This window comes from Xanthomonas fragariae (genome assembly GCF_017603965.1).
Classification (GTDB): Bacteria; Pseudomonadota; Gammaproteobacteria; order Xanthomonadales; family Xanthomonadaceae; genus Xanthomonas; species Xanthomonas fragariae_A.
Window position 1 is genome coordinate 2231891 of record NZ_CP071955.1, and the last position, 24353, is coordinate 2256243.

Annotated in this window: 18 protein-coding genes, 1 other RNA gene and 3 pseudogenes; 5 read left to right on the top strand and 17 right to left on the bottom strand. The window is 60.7% G+C overall.

The genetic code is table 11. From position 1 onward, the window contains the following. Positions 1-194: 194 nt before the first annotated feature. The 6 genes from J5I97_RS10505 to hrcA all read right to left on the bottom strand — a co-directional run bounded on the left by J5I97_RS10505 (position 195) and on the right by hrcA (position 7470). Positions 195-1322, bottom strand: a complete 1128-nt coding sequence (locus J5I97_RS10505; RefSeq protein ID WP_208586426.1) for a prephenate dehydrogenase — start codon at positions 1320-1322, stop codon at positions 195-197. Next, positions 1319-2227 carry a pyridoxal kinase gene (gene pdxY / locus J5I97_RS10510; protein WP_208586427.1) on the bottom strand — a complete coding sequence of 303 codons (909 nt, stop codon included), beginning with the start codon at positions 2225-2227 and terminating at the stop codon, positions 1319-1321. The genes J5I97_RS10505 and pdxY overlap by 4 nt, the downstream gene beginning before the upstream one ends. A 237-nt stretch (positions 2228-2464) precedes the next feature. Beyond that, positions 2465-3598 (bottom strand): molecular chaperone DnaJ, encoded by a 1134-nt coding sequence (gene dnaJ, locus J5I97_RS10515; protein ID WP_208586428.1) that lies wholly within the window; start codon positions 3596-3598, stop codon positions 2465-2467. A 154-nt stretch (positions 3599-3752) separates the two neighbouring features. Continuing rightward, entirely contained in the window at positions 3753-5678 is a 1926-nt protein-coding gene (dnaK, locus tag J5I97_RS10520) for a molecular chaperone DnaK (protein WP_208586429.1), read from the bottom strand. A 142-nt stretch (positions 5679-5820) separates the two neighbouring features. Beyond that, complete coding sequence (grpE, locus tag J5I97_RS10525; RefSeq protein WP_208586430.1) at positions 5821-6339, bottom strand: nucleotide exchange factor GrpE; 519 nt, start codon at positions 6337-6339, stop codon at positions 5821-5823. 99 nt (positions 6340-6438) lie between these two features. Beyond that, positions 6439-7470 (bottom strand): heat-inducible transcriptional repressor HrcA, encoded by a 1032-nt coding sequence (hrcA, locus tag J5I97_RS10530; RefSeq protein WP_208591676.1) that lies wholly within the window; start codon positions 7468-7470, stop codon positions 6439-6441. Between the two features lie 138 nt (positions 7471-7608). Between hrcA and recN the strand changes: the two genes are divergently transcribed. Continuing rightward, entirely contained in the window at positions 7609-9273 is a 1665-nt protein-coding gene (gene recN / locus J5I97_RS10535) for a DNA repair protein RecN (RefSeq protein ID WP_208586431.1), read from the top strand. A 330-nt stretch (positions 9274-9603) separates the two neighbouring features. Here the strand turns inward: recN and fur are convergent, their stop codons facing one another. Further along, entirely contained in the window at positions 9604-10014 is a 411-nt protein-coding gene (gene fur / locus J5I97_RS10540; RefSeq protein ID WP_002804358.1) for a ferric iron uptake transcriptional regulator, read from the bottom strand. A 104-nt stretch (positions 10015-10118) separates the two neighbouring features. On the opposite strand from fur, the gene J5I97_RS10545 reads away from it, so the two are divergent. Then, on the top strand, positions 10119-10514 hold the full coding sequence (locus J5I97_RS10545; RefSeq protein ID WP_002804351.1) for an outer membrane protein assembly factor BamE: 396 nt from the start codon (positions 10119-10121) through the stop codon (positions 10512-10514). A gap of 340 nt (positions 10515-10854) precedes the next feature. Here the strand turns inward: J5I97_RS10545 and J5I97_RS10550 are convergent, their stop codons facing one another. Together J5I97_RS10550 and J5I97_RS10555 are read right to left on the bottom strand one after the other, a co-directional pair. Then, on the bottom strand, positions 10855-11136 hold the full coding sequence (locus J5I97_RS10550; protein ID WP_208586432.1) for an RnfH family protein: 282 nt from the start codon (positions 11134-11136) through the stop codon (positions 10855-10857). A gap of 14 nt (positions 11137-11150) precedes the next feature. Next, on the bottom strand, positions 11151-11582 hold the full coding sequence (locus tag J5I97_RS10555; protein ID WP_208586433.1) for a type II toxin-antitoxin system RatA family toxin: 432 nt from the start codon (positions 11580-11582) through the stop codon (positions 11151-11153). 60 nt (positions 11583-11642) lie between these two features. Between J5I97_RS10555 and smpB the strand changes: the two genes are divergently transcribed. After that, positions 11643-12146, top strand: coding sequence for an SsrA-binding protein SmpB (smpB, locus tag J5I97_RS10560; protein ID WP_208586435.1), 504 nt, complete (start codon positions 11643-11645; stop codon positions 12144-12146). A gap of 129 nt (positions 12147-12275) precedes the next feature. On the opposite strand, the gene J5I97_RS10565 is transcribed toward smpB, so the two are convergent. Then, positions 12276-14723 carry a S8 family serine peptidase gene (locus J5I97_RS10565; protein WP_208586438.1) on the bottom strand — a complete coding sequence of 816 codons (2448 nt, stop codon included), beginning with the start codon at positions 14721-14723 and terminating at the stop codon, positions 12276-12278. 135 nt (positions 14724-14858) lie between these two features. Between J5I97_RS10565 and ssrA the strand changes: the two genes are divergently transcribed. Then, positions 14859-15255: a transfer-messenger RNA gene (gene ssrA / locus J5I97_RS10570) on the top strand. Between the two features lie 107 nt (positions 15256-15362). After that, positions 15363-15557 (top strand): annotated as a pseudogene (locus J5I97_RS20555) (integrase); the annotation flags it as partial. Positions 15558-15595: 38 nt separating this feature from the next. On the opposite strand, the pseudogene J5I97_RS10575 reads toward J5I97_RS20555, so the two are convergent. The 7 genes and pseudogenes from J5I97_RS10575 to J5I97_RS10605 form a co-directional block, all read right to left on the bottom strand. Next, positions 15596-17472, bottom strand: a pseudogene (locus J5I97_RS10575) (hypothetical protein). A gap of 117 nt (positions 17473-17589) precedes the next feature. Next, positions 17590-18933 carry a peptidoglycan-binding domain-containing protein gene (locus J5I97_RS20375; protein ID WP_345776677.1) on the bottom strand — a complete coding sequence of 448 codons (1344 nt, stop codon included), beginning with the start codon at positions 18931-18933 and terminating at the stop codon, positions 17590-17592. Positions 18934-18964: 31 nt separating this feature from the next. Continuing rightward, positions 18965-19543, bottom strand: coding sequence for a lysozyme inhibitor LprI family protein (locus J5I97_RS10585; RefSeq protein ID WP_208586440.1), 579 nt, complete (start codon positions 19541-19543; stop codon positions 18965-18967). Positions 19544-19621: 78 nt separating this feature from the next. After that, on the bottom strand, positions 19622-20107 hold the full coding sequence (locus tag J5I97_RS10590) for a DUF4189 domain-containing protein (protein ID WP_345776701.1): 486 nt from the start codon (positions 20105-20107) through the stop codon (positions 19622-19624). Positions 20108-20117: 10 nt separating this feature from the next. After that, a complete protein-coding gene (locus J5I97_RS10595) occupies positions 20118-21185 on the bottom strand; it encodes a type IV secretion system protein (protein ID WP_208586441.1) in 1068 nt (355 codons plus the stop codon). A 103-nt stretch (positions 21186-21288) separates the two neighbouring features. Continuing rightward, positions 21289-22014 (bottom strand): hypothetical protein, encoded by a 726-nt coding sequence (locus J5I97_RS10600; protein WP_371885918.1) that lies wholly within the window; start codon positions 22012-22014, stop codon positions 21289-21291. A 67-nt stretch (positions 22015-22081) separates the two neighbouring features. After that, positions 22082-24337, bottom strand: a pseudogene (locus J5I97_RS10605) (VirB4 family type IV secretion/conjugal transfer ATPase); the annotation flags it as partial. Between the last annotated feature and the right edge of the window lie 16 nt (positions 24338-24353).

Consider the following 24353-nt stretch of genomic DNA (forward strand, 5'->3'; position numbering starts at 1 on the left):
GTGCTCGGTTATCCACATGCTCGTGCAACTTTCATCCACATCGGGTGTGGATGAATTGGTCAAGGTGCGGCACGATAGTCGATCAATCTGAGCTGGCGGCGCCCGCTTGCAGGTGCGTGACTGCACAACTTCACCGCACGCGCGCGTGCCGACAACCCGGCGTGGTCCACTCCGCAATGCACTCTTTGACACCATCAATCAACCCGGCCAGAACATTCCAGCACCCGCCCGATGCCGCTGCGGTCGATCTCACTTGCCGCCTTCGCCACTGCCGCGCGATTGCTATTGGACTCGAAGCCGATGCGGAAGTGCAGCTCGCCAGCTGGCGTACGCGAGGAATGGATCGACGACAGATTGACCCCGTGCTGCTCGAACACATGCAGCAGCGCGCGTAGCGAACCGGGCTGATCTTCCGGCAGATACACGCTTAGCGCCAGCGGCTCGGTGAGATCGGCTAGCAGGTAACCAACACGCTCATAGGTGTAGTTGCCCGCGGTAAGCGACTCGCGTTGCAGCGCCTGCGCGTTGTCATCCAGGAACTGGCTGCGAAACTGCGCGCGCGCCGCGTCGTCGCCTTGTGCGACAAGTGCGCGCAGCTGCTGCAGTTGCAGCAGCAGCCGATCGAGCATCTCGCCGACATACGGGTTGCCGAACTGGATGTCTTCGTAGATCGACGGATTGAGCGAGAGGATACGCGCAATCATCGCAGTATCCAGCTCGAACGATGCCGAGCGATACGGCATCAGCGCCCGCAGTTCGCCGAGCAGCGGCGCATAATCGCGCAAGGTGCCGGCCTGCACCAGATGGGTGGCATGCACCATCGCCTGCACCAAGGCCATGACGCGGTCGTGGTGCTCGGGCGTGGCGTACACGCATTCGGCTTGCAACGCGGCGCACAGCGTTTGTACCCATTCTGACCAGCGCCGTAAGCGCGCTTCGCAAACCACCATCACCCGACCCTTCAAGGTCGGTGATTTGGGCGGTGAGGTCATCGGGTGCAAACCGACGACCTCTGCCTGGGATGCCAGCATTGCAGCGACCGGTGCCTGTTTGATCGAGGTGACATCCATCCACAACTGCGATGCCGCACGTGGGCCAGCGAGTTCGACATAGCGCTCGATCAACGTTGCGGTATGTCGAATCGGCGCAGAAAAAATCAGCACATCCGCACGCTGCGCCAGCGTGGCCTCGTCCATGCCACCGACATCGGCCGGATCAAAGCCGATCACTTCCAGCTGCATGCACGTGCGCAAAAACTGCGCAAGCCAGCGCCCGTAAGCGCCAGCGATGCCGACAATGCCGACCACCGGCTGCGCCATCATGCCAGGCGCTCGACTGCAAAATGTGGTGCACCTGCGAGCGCGGCCGGCGCAGCAGCCAGCACATCGAACTCCTCGAAACCGGCAGCCAACGTTGCTTCCAATGCGCTATGCACGCCACTGAGCGCGTAACCCACCGCCTGATCGAACGGCATATCGCGCAGCAGGAAACCGATCAGCAGCGCCATCAACACATCGCCGGTACCGGCGACATCCACCGGCAAATGCGGCGTGGCCCAGCGATACACCGCATCATTGCTGACCGCCAAGGTCACCAACTCCCCCGGCGCACCGGCGACGCTGTGCGCGAGTACCCACTGCGGGGCGCGCGCCAGCAAAGCGCGTGCAGCGACGATGGCATCGTCCTGGTCCAGACTCGGCAATCCGGTCAATCGCCCGAGCTCAAAAGCATTGGGCGTGACCAGCCAGGCATGCGGCAACAGTCGCTCGGCGAAGACGCGCTCCAGTCCGGGTTCGACATACGGGCCGGTGTGCGTATCGCCGATCACCGGATCCAGGCAATAACGTAGCTGCGGCGCCTGCGGCAAGGTCTGTTCGAGCCAATCGGCGAAGACTTCGCCATTGGCCAGACTGCCGAAGTAGCCGGACACCAGCATGCGCGCACGCTGCGGCAGGCCGCGTTCGGTGACACCGAGCAACAGATCAGCCAACCAGTCGGCAGGCAGGACGCGGCCGCGCAAGGTCGCATAGAACGGCGCATTGCTCAGTAGCGTGGTCGGCACTTCCGCCACGCGTAGCCCGAACGCACGTAGCGGTGGCACGGCAGCGCTGTTGCCGGCATGGCCATAAACCAATTGCGACTGCACCGAAATCACATCGATCGGCGAAGGACCATCCGGACGCTGACGGCGACCGTGGACGAGGTGGCTATCGGTTGCATCGCTCATGGCGGCGGTCGTGTTGGAAGAGATGGCACCATTATCCGCGCAACGTCGAGAGCATGCTGTAGACACAGCGCACTGTAGAAACTCTACACACTAGAACAGCACGACGTCGAAACAGTGCGATGCCAAAGCAGCACATCGCTGCATTGCCAGGCGCAATGCCAGCACGCAGCTCAACATGAAATGGCCCGGCGCGCAGCTTGCTGCATGCCGGGCCATCGTTGGATCAGGCCGCCTGGATCAAGACGTCATCCGATCCCAGAACCCCTTGACGCCATCGATAAACGTGGCCGACTTGGGCGAATGCTTGCGTGCATCCTCACCGGTGAACGTCGCCTCGAACTGCTGCAGCAGCTCGCGCTGATCGGCAGTCAGATTCACTGGCGTTTCGACCACGACGCGGCAATACAGATCGCCTTCGCCGCGGCTGCGCACCGAACGCACGCCCTTGCCGCGCAGACGGAACAACTTGCCGGTCTGCGTCTCGGCCGGAATGCGGATTTCCGCTTCGCCGCCCAAGGTCGCCACGCGCACGGTGTCGCCAAGTGCCGCCTGCGAAATGCGGATCGGCACTTCGCAATGCAGATCGTCGCCATCGCGCTGGAAGATTGCATGCTCGCGCACGCGCACTTCCACATACAGATCGCCTGGCGGCGTGCCGACCGGGCCGGCCTCGCCTTCGCCCGCCAGACGGATGCGGTCGCCGGTATCCACACCGGCGGGCACCTTGATCGACAGCACCTTGTGTTCTTCCACGCGACCGGCACCGTGGCACGTCTTGCAAGGATTCTGGAGCAACGTGCCGCGCCCATCGCAATGCGGGCAGCTCTGCTGCATCGCAAAGATGCCGCGTTGAATACGTACTTGGCCACGTCCATGGCAGGTGCCGCACACGTCGACCTTACCGTCTTCCGAACCACTACCGTGGCAGGGTTCGCACTCGATCAGAGTCGGAATTTCGATGCGTCGCTCGATGCCGGCGACGGCTTCTTCCAGATCCAGCTCCAACACGTAACCGACGTCGGCGCCACGGCGCGCGGCGCGCGGACCGGCGGCGCCACCGCCGAAAATATTGCCGAAGATATCGCCGAAGATATCTCCCATATCCGGGCCACCCGGCCCACCATCACCACCGCCACCCATGCCGTGCTCGAACGCAGCGTGACCATGCGTATCGTAGGCGCGGCGCTTGTGGCCGTCCGACAATACTTCATAGGCTTGTTTGCACTCCTTGAACATCGCCTCGGCAGCAGCGTCGCCCGGATTGCGGTCCGGATGATGCTTCATCGCACAGCGCCGATACGCCTTCTTCAGCTCATCGTCGCTGGCGCCACGGGCCACGCCCAGCACTTCGTAGTAATCGCGTTTGCTCATAAGCGGGGATTTTGGATTTCGTGATTCGTTTAAAACGCGAAAGCGAACAGCGCGCGCTGATCCGCCTTGGCGACGCGACGCGTAGAGGACATCGGGCGGAGACGCACACGCACAAAAGCGTGCGAATCCCCGCTCACGACTCCCAAATCACGGCTTACTTCTTGTCGTCCTTGACCTCGGTGAACTCGGCGTCCACCACGTCATCGGCTGCCTTGGAGGCCTGCGCGTTGCCACTGGCTGTATCTGCAGCGCCGCCCTGTTCTGCTGCCGCAGCCGCTGCGTACAACGCCTGACCGGCCTCTTCCAGAGTCTTGCTGCGGGCTTGGATCTGCGCCTTGTCATCGCCCTTCATGGCGGTTTCCAGATCCGACAACGCCGCTTCCACCTTGCCGATCACGTCGCCGCCGACCTTGCTGCCATGCTCGGTGATTGCGGTGCGGGTGGCGTGGATCAGGCCATCGGCCTGGTTGCGGGTCTGCACCAGCTCCTGGAACTTCTTGTCTTCTTCGCGATTGGCCTCCGCGTCGGCGACCATGCGCTGGATTTCTTGATCCGACAGACCAGAACCTGCCTTGATTTCGACCTTCTGTTCCTTGTTGGTCTTCTTGTCCTTGGCCGACACATGCAAGATGCCGTTGGCGTCGATGTCGAAGGACACCTCTACCTGCGGCATGCCACGCGGCGCCGGCTCGATTCCGGACAGATCGAACTTGGCCAGCGACTTGTTGAAGCGGGCCTGCTCGCGCTCACCCTGCAACACGTGCACGGTTACGGCCGACTGGTTGTCCTCGGCAGTGGAGAAGGTCTGCGACGCCTTGGTCGGGATGGTGGTGTTCTTTTCGATAATCTTGGTGAACACGCCGCCCATGGTCTCGATACCCAGCGACAGCGGGGTCACGTCCAGCAGCAGAACGTCCTTGACGTCGCCGGCCAGCACGCCGCCCTGGATCGCAGCGCCGACAGCCACGGCTTCGTCCGGGTTGACGTCCTTACGCGGTTCCTTACCGAAGAAATCGGCGACCGCCCGCTGCACCTTCGGCATGCGGGTCATACCGCCGACCAGAATCACTTCGTCGATGTCGCTGCCGCGCAGGCCGGCATCGTTCAACGCGGTGCGGCACGGATCGATCGACTTCTTGACCAGATCTTCCACCAGCGCTTCAAGCTTGGCACGGGTCACCTTGATGTTGAGGTGCTTCGGGCCCGACGCATCGGCGGTGACGTACGGCAGATTGACTTCGGTCTGCTGGCTGGTCGACAGCTCGATCTTGGCGCGCTCTGCAGCGTCCTTTAGGCGCTGCAGAGCCAACGGATCCTTACGCAGATCGATACCCTGATCCTTGTTGAATTCGTCGACCAGATACTCGATGACGCGGTTGTCGAAGTCTTCGCCGCCCAGGAAGGTGTCGCCGTTGGTGGCCAGCACTTCGAACTGCTTCTCGCCGTCGACTTCGGCAATTTCGATGATCGACACGTCGAAGGTGCCGCCGCCCAAGTCGTACACCGCAATCTTGCGGTCGCCGCCGTTCTTGTCCAGGCCATAGGCCAGGGCCGCAGCAGTCGGCTCATTGATGATGCGCTTGACGTCCAGACCAGCGATGCGGCCGGCGTCCTTGGTGGCCTGACGCTGGCTATCGTTGAAGTACGCCGGCACCGTGATCACGGCTTCGGTGACCTTCTCGCCCAGAAAATCCTCGGCGGTCTTCTTCATCTTTTCCAGCACGCGCGCAGAAATTTCCTGCGGCGCCATGCGCTTGGCATCGCTGGTCTGCACCCATGCATCGCCGTTGTCGTGCGCCAGAATGCCGTACGGCACGTGCGAGATGTCCTTCTGCACTTCGGCGTCGGTGAACTTGCGGCCGATCAGGCGCTTCACCGCATAGAAGGTGTTTTTCGGGTTGGTCACCGCCTGGCGCTTGGCCGAGGCACCGACCAGCACCTCACCGTCCTTGGTGTAGGCGACGATCGAAGGCGTGGTGCGATCGCCTTCGGAGTTTTCGATGACGCGGGCTTTGCCGCCTTCCATGATCGACACGCACGAGTTCGTGGTGCCGAGGTCAATACCGATGATCTTACCCATGGATACGCTCCTGATGATTCTGTAGCTGTGTCCGGCAACGCCGGGCCTGGCTGAGATGTGGGGGTGGTGCGCAGGTGTTCAAGCCACCTGTGCGAATCTGGGTTCCGTGCGAGCGCCTGGCAGTTCAGCCAGGCGCTGCCGCTCAGTCGTGTCTGGCCACGACCACCAGGGCCGGGCGCAGCAGACGATCGTTGAGCAGATAGCCTTTCTGGAACACCTGCACGATATGGCCCGGTGCAATGCCCTCGGCCTCGCCCTGGCTGATCGCCTGGTGATGCTCCGGGTTGAACGGCTGGCCAACCGGATCGAGCAGGGTCAGGCCGTTATCGGCAGCGACCTTGAGCAGCTGCTTGTAGGTCATGTCCAGGCCATCGCGCAGCGGACTGGGCTGGGTACCGGCAGCAGTCAGGCCCGCGTCAAGGCTATCGAACACCGGCAGCAGCTCGCCTAACAGCTTCTCGTTGGCGAACTTGCGCGCGTTGTCGACATCGCGCGCAATGCGCTTGCGCTGGTTTTCCAGATCGGCGCGCTCGCGCAGGGCCTCGGCCTTGACCAGCGCGATCTCGCTGCGCAGCGACTCGATCTCGGCCTTGAGCGGATCGGCCTCGGGTGGGTTCTTTGACAAGTCTTCGGAGTCGAATTCCGGGTGGTCTTGGTTCATATACAGTTCCCGGGCAAGCGGAACGCCCGCCCCAATGTCACCCCGTATATGGGCGCTCGCGCGCGTTTCAAGCAAAACGATCACGCAGATCGATCCCGGTTATCGCGTGCCGGGCGGCTCCATGGCCGCGCCGAGCACCTGGGCGGCGGTCTCCACCAGCGGAATCACCCGGTCGTAGGCCATGCGTTTGGGTCCGATTACCCCCAGCACGCCCAGCACTTGGCCATTGGCGGTATACGGCGCGGTGACCAGCGAGACATCGTCCAACGACACCATGCCGGTTTCCTCGCCGATGAAGATGCGCACGCCCGGCGCCTGAATGGTGCGTTCGAGCAGCTGCAGAATCTCGCGCTTGCTGGCGAAGGTCTCGAACAGCTCGCGCAGCCGGTCCAGGTCCGACAGGTCCTGCACACCCATCAGCCGGGTCTGCCCGGCCATCACCATGTCGTCGGCCTCGGCGGGCACCAGCGCCTCGCTGGCCAGATCCACGCTATGCGCAAGCAACTGTTCCATCTCGTTCTTGGCCATGCGCAGCTCGCGCAGCAGCGAGGCGCGGATGTCCGACAGCGCGCGCCCGGCGAATTGCGCATTGAGATAATTGGCCACCCGCTCCAATTCGGCAGGCTCGTACGCGCGGCGCGGCTCGATCACCCGGTTCTGCACTTCGTTGTCGGCAAACACCAGGATCGCCAGCACCCGCCGTGCGTCTAGTGAAACGAAGTCGATATGCCGAAACGCGAACTGCTCGCGCCGCGGCGCACTGACCACGCCGACGAAATGGCTCATCGCCGACAACATCTGCGAGGCGCTGCCCAGCAACGACTGCGTGCCGTTGCCGCTGGCCAGCTCTGCGCGCAGGCGGCGCACTTCTTCTTCGCCCGGCGGCTGCATCTGCATCAAGCTGTCGACGAACACTCGGTAGCCATGCGCGGTGGGCACTCGCCCGGCCGAGGTATGCGGGGAGCTGAGCAGCCCCACGTCTTCCAGATCGGCCAGAATATTGCGGATGGTCGCCGGGCTGACGTCCAACCCCGCATGCTGGGCCAACGTTTTGGAGCCCACCGGCTCGCCATCGCGGATGTAGCGCGCGATCAAGGTGCGCAGCAACTGGCGAGCGCGGGGGTCGAGCATTGGGGACTGGGACGCGCGCATGGGATCATCCGGTGAGACTGGGCATAGATAATGTCTGGCCCCGGGGATGACAAGCGTCCGATTCCCCGCCTGCGCTATCCCACCCTAAGCTTCCCCATAGCGTTCACACTCGACCCCATGCTCAGACACCTTTCGATCAAGGATTTCGCCGTTGTTCGCGCCACCGAACTCGAATTCGGGCCAGGCATGACCGTGGTGTCGGGCGAAACCGGCGCAGGCAAGTCGCTGATGGTGGACGCACTTGGCTTTCTGTCCGGCTTGCGCGCCGATAGCGGCGTGGTCCGCCATGGCGCCGACCGCGCCGAGCTGTCGGCCGAATTCCAGTTGCCGGCCGCGCATCCAGGCCTGAGCTGGCTGACTGACAACGAACTGGACGACGACGCGCAATGCCAGCTGCGCCGGATCATCCGCGCCGATGGCGGCTCGCGGGCCTGGATCAACGGCCGTCCGGTCACCTCGTCGCAACTGGCAGAGCTGGCATCGCGACTGGTGGAGATCCACGGTCAGCACGAGCACCAGGCATTGATGGCCCGTCACAGCCAGCTCGCCCTGCTCGACGCCTACGCCCGTAACAGCGCACAACGCGACCAGGTGCGGCAAGCCAGCCAACGCTGGCAGGCGTTGCTGGACGAGCGCGATGCGCTGTCGGCGCAAGGCGATGTTTCCGATCGCATCGGTTTTCTGGAACATCAGCTCGGCGAACTGGAGCGCGAAGACCTCGACCCGACCGCCATCGCAGCGCTGGACGTCAACCATCGTCGTCAAGCGCATGCCACCTCACTGATCGCTGCCTGCGACAGCGTCGCCCAGCAACTCAACGGCGACGACGGCGCCTCGGCGCTTGGCCTGTTGCAAGACAGCCGCCACGACCTGGCCCGCGTCGCCGAGCACGAACCGCGGCTGGGCGACGTCGAGGCACTGCTGGAAAGCGCCGTGATCCAGATCGAAGAAGCGCTGGCCCTGCTCGACCGCGTGCGCGACGACCTGGAGGCCGACCCGGTCCAGTTCGAGGCCATGGAACGCCGACTCGGCCGCCTGCACGACTTGGCGCGCAAGCACCGCGTCGCCCCGCAAGAACTGGCCTCGCACCGCGACCATCTGAGCGCCGAGGTCGAGAGCCTGCGCGGCGCCGACGAACGCTTGCAGCAACTCGACAAGTCTATCGATACCGCCACCGGCGCGTGGCGCAGCGCCGCCGGCGCCCTCAGTGACAGCCGCAAGACCGCTGCCGAAGCACTCTCGGCCGCTACTACCACGCTGATCGGCGAGCTGGGCATGGGCGGCGGGCAGTTCCTGATCCAGTTGCTGCCGCAGGAAACACTGCGGCCGGACCCGAACGGCGCCGAGCGGGTGGAATTCCTCGTCGCCACCAATGCTGGGCAGCCGCCGCGCGCATTGCGAAAAGTCGCCTCCGGTGGCGAGCTGTCGCGGATTTCGTTGGCGATCGAGGTGGCCGCGCTCGGCTTGGACAGCGTGCCTACCATGGTGTTCGACGAAGTCGATTCCGGCATCGGCGGCGCAGTGGCCGACATCGTCGGGCAGAAGCTGCGCGCCCTGGGCGAACAGCGCCAGGTGTTGTGCGTGACCCATTTGCCGCAGGTCGCCGCCAAGGGCAATTCCCACTACCGGGTAAGCAAGGCACCGGTGGACGGCATGACGCAGAGCGCGGTCGAACTGCTCGGCCCGCAGGCCCGCCAAGAAGAACTGGCACGCATGCTGGGCGGCGTGGAAGTCAGCAAAGAGGCCCGCGCCGCAGCACGCAAGCTATTGCAGAGCATTTGATCGGCAAGATTTGTCGGCCAGGGTCGGTGTTCCGGCGCCCGGCTGGCCTTGCTGGCTCAGGTGGCCGGATGGCCTGACCAGATACTGAGCCGTGGCCTGATTTGCGCGTGAGGCGGCTTGCAAATTGCGGCACCAAAGGCGCGGTATCGTGGGCGACGCTAGGACAACTCGTTAGTGGAACGCGCTAACTGCTAACGGCCAATTGCCAAGCCGATGACAGCAGTGCAACAACGGCACGGGCGCTGCCGCCGGCGTAGATACAAGCGACTTCTCAAACGCACAAGGCAACCGAAGCCGCCTTGTCGTCGTCGCAGTCGCTGCGAGTTGCCTTTAGCGTGGACGCTTCTTGCGCACGTACAGCACCAGCGAATGCTCTTCCAGCTCATAGCCGTGCTTGGCCGCGATCTGACGCTGCAGCGCCTCGATCTCTTCACTCTCGAACTCGATGACGTGACCAGTATCCACATCGACCATATGGTCGTGATGGCCGCCGCGATCCAGCTCGTATACAGCCTGGCCGCCTTCGAAATTGTGCTTCAGCACCAGGCCGGCGGCCTCGAACTGAGTCAGCACCCGGTAGACCGTGGCCAGACCGATCTCGTCGCCGTGATCGAGTAGCTGGCGATAGATGTCTTCTGCGCTGAGGTGGTGGTGATTGCTCTTTTGCTCGAGCAGTTCCAGGATCCGCATACGCGGATGAGTGACCTTGAGCCCGACTTTGCGCAGGTCGTGGGTTTCCATACGTTCTCCGTTCATTGGCGATTTAGCGCCAGCTGCCTTCAAACGGGTCGCGGCGACCGGCGGGAGTGTATCATCGACGTGATTTCCTCAGCACTTACTCCCCGATGCGCAATCTCCTGCTGGTCGCCGCCGTTGCTCTCTCCACCGCTGGCTGCGGCATCATCTACAAGCAGCCGATCTACCAGGGTAATCTGATCAAACAGAACGCCGTGGAGCAACTGCAGGTAGGCCAGAGCAAGCAGCAGGTCAGCGCGTTGCTGGGTACCCCCTCGATCCCCGATCCGTTCCATGCGCAGCGTTGGGACTATACCTCGACCCAGCGCGTGGACCGTCTGGCGCACACCGAGGTCAAGAACTTCACCGTGTTCTTCGAGAACGAGCAGGTGGCGCGCTGGGAAGGCGATTATTTCCCTTCCCAGGACGAGCAGTTGGCCAAATCGGCGCCCAAGCAGTTCGGCCGCAATCTGACACGCGACAAAAAGAAGCAGCGCGGCCGTTGATGCATGAGGGTTGATGCATGAGGTCAGTCGCCTGCGATCACCTGACTGTTGCTGAGGCCTGATCTATAGACCAGTGCTTTTGCTTACGCCAAGTGTGCTGGTGGGTCAGGCTTTCACGTTGATAATATTGTTGAGCAAATGCGCGTGCGATTGTCTCCGCTCCGCGACAGCTTGGATGTGCATGATCCGTCCGTGCACGACCTGCGCAAGACTGCACTTGCTCTCCGCGAACAGCGCCTTGCTTGTTGCTTGAGCCCGCTAGAAAACGGAAGTTTTTTAGAGCCGCTGCTGAAAGAGTCCGCTCATTGACGTGCACCAATGCTGCAACTACCCAAGATCGCTAAACGTCGCGGCGGGCTTTCTTACCGGGCCCGGGCCCAGCACGTCGGCGACGGGCCTCTTTTGGATCCAGCAATAGCGGCCTGAGCAACTCGACCCGGTCTCCTTCGCGTAACACCTGCTCTGGTCCAGCGACCAAGCCGTAGATGGCGTGCGCTGCAGGCGCCTGCTCAATCGCCAAGCCAGACGCTGCAACGGCCTCGGCAACCGTGGCGCCTTTGGGCAGATCGAGCAGCATCGAATGACAACGATCCGGCCAGGCCAGCACAACTTCAACGCGCATGACTCAGGCGCGCCCTAGACGTCGCCGCGATCGGCGACCCGCACAAAATCGTTGACCATGCGATCCGCCAAACCTTGGAAACCCAGTGCGAGCGCCGGTCCCAACAGCCGCGAGCTGGTCTCCACCTCCATCGTCAGACTGACCTTGCAGGCATTCTCGCCCAACGACTGAAATTCCCACAGCCCTTCGAGGCGCTTGAACGGGCCGTCGCGCAGATGCATGACGATGCGCCCGGGGCGCTCCAAGATGTTCTCGGTGGTGAACCAAGTGCGGAACGACCCCAGCCCAAGATCCAGGCGCGCCACGATATGCGCCTGGTCCTGTTCGAGCACATGGGCAGCGTCGCACCAGCCGAAGCGGCGCGGATAGGCGGCGACATCATTGACCAGATCGAACATGCGGGAGGTACTGTGTTCGACCAGGGCGCTGCGACGGATGGTAGGCATTCTCTAACTTGTGAAAGACAGAAGATCGTTTGACGACACCGAATCGGCGACAATAGCGCTATGAGCAAGAAACCATCCAAGGATAAAGCAAACGGCGCGACCGCCACCAAAACGATCGCGCTGAACAAGCGTGCGCGTCACGAATACCACCTAGAAGAGCGCTATGAAGCCGGCCTGGCCCTGCAGGGCTGGGAAGTCAAGGCGATCCGCGCTGGCCGCGCTAATATCGTCGACGGCTACGCGTACGTGCGGTCTGGCGAGATTTTCCTGATCGGTGCGCAGATCACCCCGCTGATCCAGGCCTCCTCGCACACGATTCCCGAAGAGCGACGCACCCGCAAACTGCTGCTGCACCGTAGGGAAATCGACAAGGTGCTGAGCAGCGTCGCACGCGACGGCTACACCCTAGTGCCCACCGCGCTGTACTGGAGCAACAATAAGGTCAAGCTGGAAATCGCCCTGGCCAAGGGCAAGCAGAATCACGACAAGCGCGACGCCGCCAAAGACCGCGACTGGCAGCGCGACAAGCAGCGCGTGATGCGCCGGCATAATCGCGATGCATGAATCGGGAATGGGGAATCGCAAGAAGCGGGCTCGTTGCCTCGTGCTTAGCTTATGTTGGTGCCGGAGCACGAACTGGCTCCGCGCATGGCACCGTGCTTTTACGATTCCCGATCCCCTACTGCCGATTCCTCACGTCTTTTCAAGCATCCGCATCAAATTCGGCAGCCCCCTGCCCTGCACATAGCGATCGCGCTCCAGGTCGATACTGGTTTCCAGAAGCAGTTGCTTGACCCGATCCGGGAAACCAATGAACTCGCGGCGTGCCGACAAAAAGCCGGCCAGTACGCCGGAGACGTGCGGCGCGGCCATGCTGGTGCCACTCATCTCCACCATCAGGCTGGCCGGATCTTTTGGGTCGAAGCCGTAATAGGCCGACAGGATCTTCTCGCCTGGCGCGACCACATCAGGCTTGCCACGGCCATCGGCTGTCGGCCCGCGCGACGAAAAATACGACACGCCGTAGTTGTGCGGACTGCTCTTGTGCACAGAGCCGACCACGATGGCATCTTCCAGATTGCCCGGGTCGCTGATCGAGAGGTCCATATTCACCGGATACGCATCGCCATCGTTGCGCATCAACCAGGCAAGGCCTTCGTTGCCTGCGGCGACGACCACCAACACGCCCTGCCGCCACAGCCGCCGCAATTCGTTGCATAACGGCGTAAAGCCGCAGCCATAACTCTCCGGGTCGAAGTAGCCGCCCAGGCTAAGATTCACGCCATGGATGATCAACTCGCTGGCGCGCTCGTTGATCGCGGCCACTTGCTGCACCGCCTTGATCATCCACGAATCGCGGCCGTTTCCTGCATCGTTGAGCACTTTAAAGCCGTACAACTGGGTATCTGGCGCCATGCCGGCAAACTCCAGCGGGCTGCCGGGATTGCCCTGTGCATCAGGAATCACGGCACGACATTGGCCGGCAATGATTCCGGCGATATGCGTGCCATGCCCATGTCGATCGAGCTTGGCAAACGCATCGCCATCCGCACGCGTAAGCCGCTTGGCCGCGCCACGCCGCGTGCAATCCCATTGCGCCACCACGTTGTCGCGCTCGCCCTTGACGAAAAAGTGCGGATGGTCGGCCGCGATGCCGGTATCCAGCACCGCCCAACCGATCTGCTGCCCGCGCGCGTGATACGCGGTGCGTGCGGCATCGGCATGCAACACGTTGCCGGAGGCGTGGATCAGCGCGCGTTTGCCAGCATCGCGCCACACGCGCCGGAACCCCAATGCGCGATAGCGATCCTGCAGCGATTCAATCTCGAAGCGCGTCAGCCGCACCGACACGAAGCGCTGCAAGCTGTCTTCCAGTTCGATCGCTTCATCCAACGCATCGCCACTCAGGCCGGTGCTACGTGCTGCGGTATCGCGTAACTCCGACAACAGCAGCACGCGAACGCCGGCCGGGTCGTTGCCCGGCAACTGCCGATCCAGCTCGATCAACACCTCATGCCGATACTCTGGACCGTGCGCTTCGAGCTGCTCGCTGAGATCCTTGATCAACACCACATTGGAGACTGGCTGATCGAAGCCGACACCAACCGCCTCGCGCACTGCGGCACGCACCTGCGGAATCGTTAGATAACCCGAACCCGAATGCGCGTTGTACGGCCAATCCGGATTCAGACGTGCGCCGGGCAGATTCTCGAAGCGCCCCCTGGCATTGGCAATGTCGTCTGTGAGATCCGAATCCAGCGCGATTGGGTCGCGCGTTTCGGCCACATTGAACCAGCGCTGCACACAGTCGGGAAACGGCAGTTTGCGCGTACCGGTCCAGCGCTTGAACATGCTGCGCATCTGCGGCAAGCCCAGTGGCGAGCCCAGGGTAACGAACAAGGCGACCTCGCAGTCCGCGGCCTGTAGTTGGCGCAGCACGTCGTAGGCGATCATCGAACCCTGGCTGTGTGCGACCACCACGAATGGCCCGCCGCCCGAGCGCAACCGTTGTGCCAGGCTTTCGCGCATCAGCGCCGCGCGCTCCGGCACGAAGAACAGGTCGTGCACGTCTTGCAGCAACGCAGCGGAAATCAGCCGCAGCAGCACCCGGTTGATCGCATCGATGGATCCTTTGGCCTGCACGCTGCGGAGGGCAAGCGCGCCATCCAATTCATCCAGCAGCCGATGCAGATCCGCACGTTCCTGTTCGTTCTGCGCCAACGCATCGGCCAGCAGATGCAGATCCTGCTCGCCCGGCACTAACCCAAGCGTACTCAAGGTTCGTTGCACGCTTTGGTTGAGCGCAGGCCCGACGTCGCGCGCATCGCAGTTGCCGGGCTCGGCGACCGGATAACGCTCGCGATTGACCCAATACGCCAGCCGCGTACGCTCGCCCATCGGCCGCCCGAACAGCGCTTGGTCCCATTGGCAGCGCAGAACCTCAGCTGGCGGCTTGTTGCCGATGCCGTGGATGTAGATCACAGTGCGCGCCCGGCCCTGCACGCGGGTCAACGCGGGCGCCTGCGCACCCGGCTGCGGCAGATGCTTCGCACGCTGACGCACCGGTTTTTCAGCGCTTGCTGCTGACTTGCGCGGCGCAGCGCGCGCAGGCCGTGGACGGGGGGGCTTGCCTATCGCCATCGCTTCGCTCCTTCATTTATAGATTGTGCCGCCCGGCACGGCACTGAAGCCACTGTAAGCGCTGCGTATCTCGCCACTTGTGACAGGGCGCGCCGTTCCCTACACTGGCAATGTCAGCGTTTTGATGCTTTCCCCGGGGGTGCACTGGTCTCGACGGGGGTCGCGAAGTCGCTTGGCGCATGCCGAGGGGGCAGCTTTCCTCGTTAATCCAGCAGCAAACTTTTAGTTGCCAACGATGACAACTACGGTTCGGACTTCGCTATCGCTGCTTAATCAGCTTTAGTTGTAGTTCTACAGCCGCCTAAGGCGAACCCCCGAACCTACTTGTGCCCGTGCTCGTAGGTGTAGGGTCATTATCACGGAACCATCGGTAGTGGCTGCCTGTCAGCTACCGGTTAGATAAAGCAGGCTGGTCTCCGGGTGCGCTTTGCCAGCCGTGCTGCTTGGAGATGAGATCTAACGGAGGGCTAAGCATGTAGTGCTGGGGATGGAGTGCTTCCGGACGGCGGTTCGATTCCGCCCACCTCCACCATCTGATCGCGGAAAAGAGCAGTAAGTGCTTGATTCTGCGAAGGTTAGGCCCGGGGTTTGATGTTCAGTTTGAGCCTGCGTTAGGTATCAAACGAGGTATCAAACCCCGTGCCGAAGCCTTATTTTCTGCGCCGCCCTGCTGGGCTGTATGTGCGCTTCTTCGTCCCGACCGACCTGCAAGCCCTCATCGGCTCGCGCTACCTTGTCCGTCCGGTGCACTTGTCCCTTGGTGATGCTGCCCGTCTGGCCGTGGCACGAACTGCTGTGGCACTCTCGGAAGCATTCGATCGAATGCGGCGGGGGCAAGCAGCATGAAGGACGATTGTCGATCGATGCGGGCATTACGCATCTTCCACCTCCTTGTCCTTGGCCGAGGCGCGCTTGCCCGAGCCCTTGCGGTTGGCATAGAACGCCTCCAGCCACTGCTCCGGGGTCAGCTGCTCCACGCTCACCCCCAGCTGACCAGCCTGGCGCGCCAGCACCTGATGCAGAATCTCGATGTTGTCGGTCGACGACGAAATCACCGACAGCGCATCGTCCATGCCGCGCAGGTTGAGCTGGCACACCGCCGAGGCGTGGCCCTGCTTGACCAGAAAGCAGCGCGAGCGCTCGTCCAGCGACGCCACCACCCGATACTCGGCATCGGTCAGCTTGAGCCCTTCCATATAGTCGCTGCGGCTGGCGCTGGGATTGGGCAGCAGGATCATCGTGGCCGTCTGCTCGATCAGCGCCGCGGCGATGTCGCTGGCAAGCGCATCCTCCGGGCTTTGCGTGGCGAAGATGCCCAGACCGTTTTGCTTACGGATGGTCTTCTGCTTGTTCTTGGCAAAGTCCTTCAAGCCGCCCTTGCCGTCCAGGATCTTCCAGAATTCGTCCATCACATAGATCAGCGGACGCCCGTCGATCAGCGCTTCCAGCCGGTGCAGCAGATAATTGATCACCGGCACCCGCACTTCGGCGTTGTCGATCACATCGGTGTAGTCGAAACCGATGATCGAGGCGTTGTGCAGATCGATCGTGTCCACCGGGTTGTCGAACACCCAGCCCAGCGAGTTGCCGGCGGTCCAGCGACGCAGCCGCGCATACAGCCCGTCGTCGCCCATGTTGGGCAGGCTCTTGCGGAAGTTGCTCATGCTGCGCAAGTGCATCGGCGTGTCCAGCATGCCCTCCACTGCGCGGTAGATGTCTTCTTCTTCGCGAGCGCTGTACTCGGCCTTGCCGCCCAGCACCTTGATCAGCTCAGCCAGGAACTGCGCATTGGCATCGTTGCGCTCGCACTGGAACGGGTTGAAGCCGGTCGGCGCGCCATTTTCCAGCGCCAGATAATTGCCGCCGCAGGCGCGTACGAAGATCTCCGCGCCACGGTCCTTGTCGAAAAAGAAGATCGTCGGAACCGGGTCGAACTTCTGCACCTGGCTCAACAGAAAGTTGATCAGCGCGGTCTTGCCGGTACCGGACTTGCCGATCACCATCGTGTTGCCGATCGCCTTCTCGCCCAACGAATTCTCCGCCGGGTGCGTGGCGTGGAAGTTGAAGTAATACGGTTGACCATTGGTGGTCTGCAGCGTGGTGACGCACTCCCCCCACGGATTGTTGTGCTGCTTGCCCTGCGCGAAATTGTGCAGCGGCGACAGCCCCAAAAAGTTGAGCGAACTGAGGTTGGCGATGCGCGTCCGGAAGCGCCAGTTGCCCGGCAGCTGCGCATAGAACGAGGAGGCGATCGCCAGGTCTTCCTTGGAGGACACGAAACCGGCGTTGGACAGCTCCGCACGCGTGGTCGCGATCTGCCGGGCCAGTTTGTCCTGGCTGTCGGCATACACCGCCAGCGTGAAGTGATACTCGCCCAGCACGAAGTTGCCCGACGCCACATCGTCCATTGCCAGGTCCAGGTCGCGGATCTGGCTGGAGGACTTGTCGCCCGAGGAAATCATCATGCCTTTGGTGCGCTCCAGCACCTTCAGCGCGTCGTGGCGACCGACCGGGCTGAAGGAATGGGTGACCACATACTCGAAGTCCAGGTATTTCAGACCATTGAGAATGCCTGGATCACCTCAAACGCCACGTTGGCGAAATCCGGCGCTCGCAGGGTCTGCAACAGTCGGTTGAACGTGTTATGCCGCTGCTCAAGTTCGAGCTCATCGCGTCCGACGAAGGGCAGGCCCGCCAGATGCCAGATCAGCAGATAGTCGCCATCAGTCGTTTTGAGGACGGACGGCAGAAGTGGAGCGAATTCGAATCCACTCTATTACTGCCAGGAACAAAGCGCCAAAAGCACGATGGCCCTGGCAGATGCCAAGGCCATCGGTTGGGCGTTACGACTTGGCGTAACGACGTTCTACAACGTTCGGCCGCGCGTACCGGGGTCTGGCGTCTGCGGCTGTGTCTGCGCTTGCTGCCCCTGCCGCTGATTTTCCTCGACCACTTGTCGGCTGCTGTGCTCTAACGACTGAGTCTGCGCTTGATCGCGATCTACGAACACACGGCGCATCATCAGGTCGGTCATTTCGCCCTGCACTGCAAAAAACCTATCGCCGTTCTTGCCGAGCACCACGTGGTCGATGCGCTCTAGACCAACCACCTTGGCTTCACACACCAGCTGTCCAGCCGTTTGCTGGAGCTCTTGCCGGTTGGAGAAACCGCAACGTTCGCCCAGTGCTTCCAACTTGCTGACCGCGTCGTTGTACATCGCAGTGTCTGGATGACGCGGATCGGACAGCAAAAGCATGCCGGCCGGTGCAGGCACAGTTGGAGCGGCGGTCTGCTCGACGTGTTTGGCCGTGTGCTGCGACAGCGCTTGGCCTAAAGCAGCCTGCGTCTGTCGTCCCACTACACCATCCACATGCAGACCGTGCTCGCGCTGGAATTGCTCCACGGCGTGCTTGGTGTTGGCACCGAAGTCGCCATCGGCTTGCAACGGCCTACCGTCGCGGCCTGTGGCACCGAGTTGGGCTAGCTGGCTTTGCAGTTGCTTGATTGACTGGCTGCGCTCGCTGTGGTCCAGCTTGTGGTCGTGCGACGAGAGACTGGACCGGTGTCGAGATGCTGCGGACTGAATCGGCAGTCGCCCCTCAGCAAGCTCCATCAGGTCATGCTTTTCATTTAGAGCACGATCACGTAGATGCTGCCATGAGCCAGGAGACTTCTTAAAAAGCGCCTCTGTGTGCGAATACTTGTAATCTTGAACAGCCTCGACTATCTGCTTGTCAGACAGATCAGACAGCCGGTAATTTTCACCAAATTTTTCCAACAATCCTTTTTGAAATATCCCTGGTGTCAAATTCCGAAACTGGACAGAAGTACTCCAAAGCGCGTCCTGTACCGCAGGCCCTCGATCACTCAAATCCATCCCAACTGCAGCAAGACGTGTGACCTGCTTTTCGTAATGAGTCTCGCGGATAAATTCATGCTGATCTTGCGCGAATGCGGGATCGTTATGGGCAAGCGACTTCCACTTTTCATCAAATGCTTCAGTCTTGGGGACTAAGCCAAAAAACTGAGGTCCATAGCGAGACTGATCCAAATATTCCTGCAATGTTCCCTGCGAAGTGGACAATTGATAGGTCCCATAGGAAACACCTCCATGGTCATTTTTTCCCGTTGAGATAGTACCGGCACCTCGACCACTGCTTTCGTAGCGAGATGAAGTCATTCCAATACACCAACCTGTCACCTCTGCCATTGATCAAATCCTTCCTTTAAATAATATCCACTTAGAAATCTGACTGGCGCTCCAACTCATCGGCGCGTCTGGCTGTGGCATTAAGCTTGCAACTACTTTCTTCGATGTCCTCGGCTTGCCCGCCACCAAGCTCACCGTTCAAATTACAAAAAGTAGTTCGTTTCTTAATCCAATCACGCTCTTTTTTCCGCAGATCTTCTTTTTCTTGAGCACTAAGACGTGTTAAAAGAACACGATACACGTGATTTAAACGAGTATCCTGATACTCATATTCTTCCTCATTACAGTCAAGGATATTTGGCGTAGCGCCCCCAGATCGCTTTATGCACGACCCATAAGATTCACGCAACTTGGTAGGGCTACCGAAATCTGCTCGCTCAGAATCATCAGGGCCATTTAAAGCACGATTCAATTCATTGTCGTATTGCTGCGCAAGCTGCTTTTTTCTAGAATCTTCTACAGAATCCGCACTTTCTAGTGACTCTTTGACGTTCTTAGACGACTGTAAAGCTGATTTTGGCAAAGAACTAAAATAACTACCTTTTTCAACAGATACGTTCGGCGGCGACTGTACCTCTGCTTGGCAACCAACATTTCCAAGAATAGCCATTATAGTCGGAATAAAAATGCAGAATCGCATACTATCAAGTCCCTCCCTAACCACACAACGAAATATTTCAAAAATAATTCAAAAATTCTCGAATATTGGATTTGAGCATTCGGTAAATAAGACACTACAGCTAGAACCAGAAGCCTCCTCACATTCTCTAACAGCGAGAACTGGTGCATTTTCTTTGGGACCAGTCACAGTCGCGGAATTACCTGAACTTGCTCTAGCAACAGAAATGCATTGATTGTAAAAAAAATGTTTTGCCACACATTTCCCAGCATCATACTCTTCGCACCTTAAAACCGACTCAGCGGCAGCGTCTTGCTTGGATATTTTACCGGACGCAAGCCCTATATCTCCCGCGCTATTTGCTGCGAGCGCACCCCATGTCTTGATCCACTTACCTATAGGTCGCGGGGGAGCCGCATCGCCCCTGGAAGTGCCAGAATCTGGTCCACATTGAGGGCTGCCAGGAGCCACCCCTACAGGACAAGCGGTTTGCGCCTGAATATTAAAACACCACGAGACTCCAATAAGCATTATAAATAAAGGGAATTTCCCCATTAATTTAAATTTAAACACTTGCCTTCCCCATGCGCCCCGAGCTCTCAGCAGAATCTTGTGCGCCGCTATTAAAACGTCCGGTCAAATTATTATTTTTTTCCACTGATTTTGTTTCCGCATTCTGAGCCGGCACCGGCACCGCCTGCGACCGCCCACCACTACCATCCTGGCTCGCTCGATCCAACTGCCCCAGTGCCGAGTACGCCGTGAACTGGCCCAGCGTGCCCTGGAAGAAAGATGCCGCCATCGGCGGTGCGGTGATGATCAACGTCGTCAGTACCAAGCCTAATCCTCCTTGTTGCAGCGCCATGCTGCTGATGCCTTCGCCGGTAAAACCATTCAGTGCCCACTTCGCTACGAACGCCGCCCCCACCGCACCGACCACCTTCGTCGCCAGGCCCACCGTGAAGGTCAGCACCGACAACGAGAACATCGTGCCGATTCCATACAACAACCACTTGCTGAACAGCGACCGCGTGGCCTGGAATAGCAGACACAGGATGAATAATGGCCCAAACCCCACCACCAGCGCCATCGCTATCTTGTTCAGCAGCAGCATCGAGCCCGCCACCACGCCAGGCCCCGCCATGCCGATGCCGGTAAACCAGCGCGCACGCTCCTTGGCGCTATCGCTTTCGGCATCGCCGCCGGTCTTGATCTGGTCAAGACCCGACATCGCCACCTGCATCAGCATCAGGTTCTTGTCGATCGCCTCGTACGGGCTGTCGGAGTCGCCGGTCACCGTCTGGGTGATCGCCTCGCTGATGCCATCGGTCAGGGTCCAGTACAGCTGCGGTGAACCCTGGGCCATGCTGGTCGACAAACCAATGATCAGCGACGCCCGCAGCGCCGTCACCACCAGCCCCATCGCCGCTTCGCGCGACTGGCCCGTCACGATCCGATACCCCTGGATCAGAATCCACAGCGTCAGCAGCGTCAGCGCCATCACCCCCACCCATGCGGTCGTGCGCTGCAACAATTCCCACTGGAAAATCGCGATCTCGTCGCGCAGGTAATCGTTGATCAGGCGGAAAAACTGGTAATTGCCGATATTCGTCAGGAAATCACTGAGATTCATAAGTCACTACATCCACTAACTAAAGACGGCTGCGCCGTGGGCAGTCGCTGCCCCGGAATTGATTGCATGACATGCGCGGTGCAGTCAGCGCCCACGCGGCTGTTCAGTCTTTATCGATCTTCAACTTCCGCATGTCGGAAGGCGCGTCCGTCTTGATCGCCTCCAGCGCACGGCCCATCACTGCACCGGCAGCGAGCGTCTTGCCAAGACTCAACAAATCGTCAGGAATCCACGAGAACCACGAGGAGTCGTCCTCGGCTTTCGGCGGATCTTTCCCGCTCATCGCCGCAAGCGCCGCACCGGTCTGCTTGTCGGTCAGATACGCCAGCCGCCTGTCGTAGGCGAACATCGCCGACTCCATCTGCTGCCGGTCGATATCCATCATCGCTTTCAGTGCCAGCAACTTGTTGGTGTTGCTCTCAAGCAAACCGATCTGCTCGTCCTTGATCTCGGTGCGATTCTTCTCGATCTTGCGCAGGCGCTTCAACCGCTCGGTGGTGATCTCGTTCATCGCCACCATGTAGTTGAACTGCGCGTTACGGGTGCGCTGGGTCAGCTCGCATACCTGCTTTTGCACATCGGACACCGGCGTGCCCGATGTGGACGAGGCGCAACCAGCCACACCAAAGTCGTCGGCGACTTTCTTGAGAGCTTCCTTGGGCTTTTCGACTTCCTTGCCGCTGGATTCCTCACCGTCGCCCTTGCCGACCGATTGCGTCTTGATCAAACCCTTATCAACTACCTCCCACTGCGCACTGGCCGTTCCCGCCATGCAGAGCAGCACCAGTCCCGTGACTACGCGAGAGAAATGTCTGAACCGGGTTGTCATGGTGTTCTTCGCCTCCTGGGACACTAGCGGATGGATTGCCGGGTGCATCTGTTGATGGATGTTGGGATTACGCATCTTCCACCTCCTTGTCCTTGGCCGAGGCGCGCTTGCCCGAGCCCTTGCGGTTGGCATAGAACGCCTCCAGCCACTGCTCCGGGGTCAGCTGCTCCACGCTCACCCCCAGCTGACCAGCCTGGCGCGCCAGCACCTGATGCAGAATCTCGATGTTGTCGGTCGACGACGAAATCACCGACAGCGCATCGTCCATGCCGCGCAGGTTGAGCTGGCACACCGCCGAGGCGTGGCCCTGCTTGACCAGAAAGCAGCGCGAGCGCTCGTCCAGCGACGCCACCACCCGATACTCCGCATCGGTCAGCTTGAGCCCTTCCATATAGTCGCTGCGGCTGGCGCTCGGATTGGGCAGCAGGATCATCGTGGCCGTCTGCTCGATCAGCGCCGCGGCGATGTCGCTGGCAAGCGCATCCTCCGGGCTTTGCGTGGCGAAGATGCCCAGACCGTTTTGCTTACGGATGGTCTTCTGCTTGTTCTTGGCAAAGTCCTTCAAGCCGCCCTTGCCGTCCAGGATCTTCCAGAATTCGTCCATCACATAGATCAGCGGACGCCCGTCGATCAGCGCTTCCAGCCGGTGCAGCAGATAATTGATCACCGGCACCCGCACTTCGGCGTTGTCGATCACATCGGTGTAGTCGAAACCGATGATCGAGGCGTTGTGCAGATCGATCGTGTCCACCGGGTTGTCGAACACCCAGCCCAGCGAGTTGCCGGCGGTCCAGCGACGCAGGCGTGCATATAGCCCGTCGTCGCCCATGTTGGGCAGGCTCTTGCGGAAGTTGCTCATGCTGCGCAAGTGCATCGGCGTGTCCAGCATGCCTTCCACCGCGCGGTAGATGTCTTCTTCTTCGCGAGCGCTGTAATCGGCCTTGCCGCCCAGCACCTTGATCAGCTCGGCCAGGAACTGCGCATTGGCATCGTTGCGCTCGCACTGGAACGGGTTGAAGCCGGTCGGCGCGCCATTTTCCAGCGCCAGATAATTGCCGCCGCAGGCGCGTACGAAGATCTCCGCGCCACGGTCCTTGTCGAAAAAGAAGATCGTCGGAACCGGGTCGAACTTCTGCACCTGGCTCAACAGAAAGTTGATCAGCGCGGTCTTGCCGGTACCGGACTTGCCGATCACCATCGTGTTGCCGATCGCCTTCTCGCCCAACGAATTCTCCGCCGGGTGCGTGGCGTGGAAGTTGAAGTAATACGGTTGACCATTGGTGGTCTGCAGCGTGGTGACGCACTCCCCCCACGGATTGTTGTGCTGCTTGCCCTGCGCGAAATTGTGCAGCGGCGACAGCCCCAAAAAGTTGAGCGAACTGAGGTTGGCGATGCGCGTCCGGAAGCGCCAGTTGCCCGGCAGCTGCGCATAGAACGAGGAGGCGATCGCCAGGTCTTCCTTGGAGGACACGAAACCGGCGTTGGACAGCTCCGCACGCGTGGTCGCGATCTGCCGGGCCAGTTTGTCCTGGCTGTCGGCATACACCGCCAGCGTGAAGTGATACTCGCCCAGCACGAAGTTGCCCGACGCCACATCGTCCATTGCCAGGTCCAGGTCGCGGATCTGGCTGGAGGACTTGTCGCCCGAGGAAATCATCATGCCTTTGGTGCGCTCCAGCACCTTCAGCGCGTCGTGGCGACCGACCGGGCTGAAGGAATGGGTGACCACATACTCGAAGTCCAGGTATTTCAGGCCATTGAGAATGCCTGGATACGTCCCATCGGCGTATTCCTTGACGTTGAGGATCGCGCCGAAATGATTGATCCCATCCGGCGTGCGGATCACGAAGTCGCCGGTCTTGTTGGCAAACATATGCTTGCTGACAGGCAAATACGCCGGAACCGGCGCCTGCAGCACCGGCACCGGCTCGTCGATACGGTTGAGTAGATAACCGAGAAACTCAAGCGTCTCCGAAAACACAATGCCATTCTTGGCTTCGTACATGCCAAGTCGATAGGGGGAATAATCCTTCAGCACGGCCTCCACATTGGTGGCCAACTCGATCACCTTGGCGATCGCCTGCTCTTCTTCGACCCGAATCTTGTCTGGATCGCCGGACTTTTCCATCAATCGGCGTCCGGTGACCACCGGGCGATAAATCATGCTGAAATACAGCTCGTTCTGCATGATCTTCTGCGACGACAACGACGCGTAATACGCATCGGACAGCGTCTGGTTGAACGACTGATTGAAACGGCTGGAGTTGCCGATCCTGCGACGACGACGGACATCGTGCACCCAAAACGCCACGTTGGCGAAATCCTGAACCGCCCCGGGA

What these genes read in the sequence shown, in the direction of transcription:
- J5I97_RS10505 (WP_208586426.1), bottom strand. Translation starts at nt 1,322, where the DNA reads ATGATGGCGCAGCCGGTGGTCGGCATTGTCGGCATCGCTGGCGCTTAC.
- pdxY (WP_208586427.1), bottom strand. Translation starts at nt 2,227, where the DNA reads ATGAGCGATGCAACCGATAGCCACCTCGTCCACGGTCGCCGTCAGCGT.
- dnaJ (WP_208586428.1), bottom strand. Translation starts at nt 3,598, where the DNA reads ATGAGCAAACGCGATTACTACGAAGTGCTGGGCGTGGCCCGTGGCGCC.
- dnaK (WP_208586429.1), bottom strand. Translation starts at nt 5,678, where the DNA reads ATGGGTAAGATCATCGGTATTGACCTCGGCACCACGAACTCGTGCGTG.
- grpE (WP_208586430.1), bottom strand. Translation starts at nt 6,339, where the DNA reads ATGAACCAAGACCACCCGGAATTCGACTCCGAAGACTTGTCAAAGAAC.
- hrcA (WP_208591676.1), bottom strand. Translation starts at nt 7,470, where the DNA reads ATGCTCGACCCCCGCGCTCGCCAGTTGCTGCGCACCTTGATCGCGCGC.
- recN (WP_208586431.1), top strand. Translation starts at nt 7,609, where the DNA reads ATGCTCAGACACCTTTCGATCAAGGATTTCGCCGTTGTTCGCGCCACC.
- fur (WP_002804358.1), bottom strand. Translation starts at nt 10,014, where the DNA reads ATGGAAACCCACGACCTGCGCAAAGTCGGGCTCAAGGTCACTCATCCG.
- J5I97_RS10545 (WP_002804351.1), top strand. Translation starts at nt 10,119, where the DNA reads ATGCGCAATCTCCTGCTGGTCGCCGCCGTTGCTCTCTCCACCGCTGGC.
- J5I97_RS10550 (WP_208586432.1), bottom strand. Translation starts at nt 11,136, where the DNA reads ATGCGCGTTGAAGTTGTGCTGGCCTGGCCGGATCGTTGTCATTCGATG.
- J5I97_RS10555 (WP_208586433.1), bottom strand. Translation starts at nt 11,582, where the DNA reads ATGCCTACCATCCGTCGCAGCGCCCTGGTCGAACACAGTACCTCCCGC.
- smpB (WP_208586435.1), top strand. Translation starts at nt 11,643, where the DNA reads ATGAGCAAGAAACCATCCAAGGATAAAGCAAACGGCGCGACCGCCACC.
- J5I97_RS10565 (WP_208586438.1), bottom strand. Translation starts at nt 14,723, where the DNA reads ATGGCGATAGGCAAGCCCCCCCGTCCACGGCCTGCGCGCGCTGCGCCG.
- J5I97_RS20375 (WP_345776677.1), bottom strand. Translation starts at nt 18,933, where the DNA reads ATGGCAGAGGTGACAGGTTGGTGTATTGGAATGACTTCATCTCGCTAC.
- J5I97_RS10585 (WP_208586440.1), bottom strand. Translation starts at nt 19,543, where the DNA reads ATGGCTATTCTTGGAAATGTTGGTTGCCAAGCAGAGGTACAGTCGCCG.
- J5I97_RS10590 (WP_345776701.1), bottom strand. Translation starts at nt 20,107, where the DNA reads ATGGGGAAATTCCCTTTATTTATAATGCTTATTGGAGTCTCGTGGTGT.
- J5I97_RS10595 (WP_208586441.1), bottom strand. Translation starts at nt 21,185, where the DNA reads ATGAATCTCAGTGATTTCCTGACGAATATCGGCAATTACCAGTTTTTC.
- J5I97_RS10600 (WP_371885918.1), bottom strand. Translation starts at nt 22,014, where the DNA reads ATGACAACCCGGTTCAGACATTTCTCTCGCGTAGTCACGGGACTGGTG.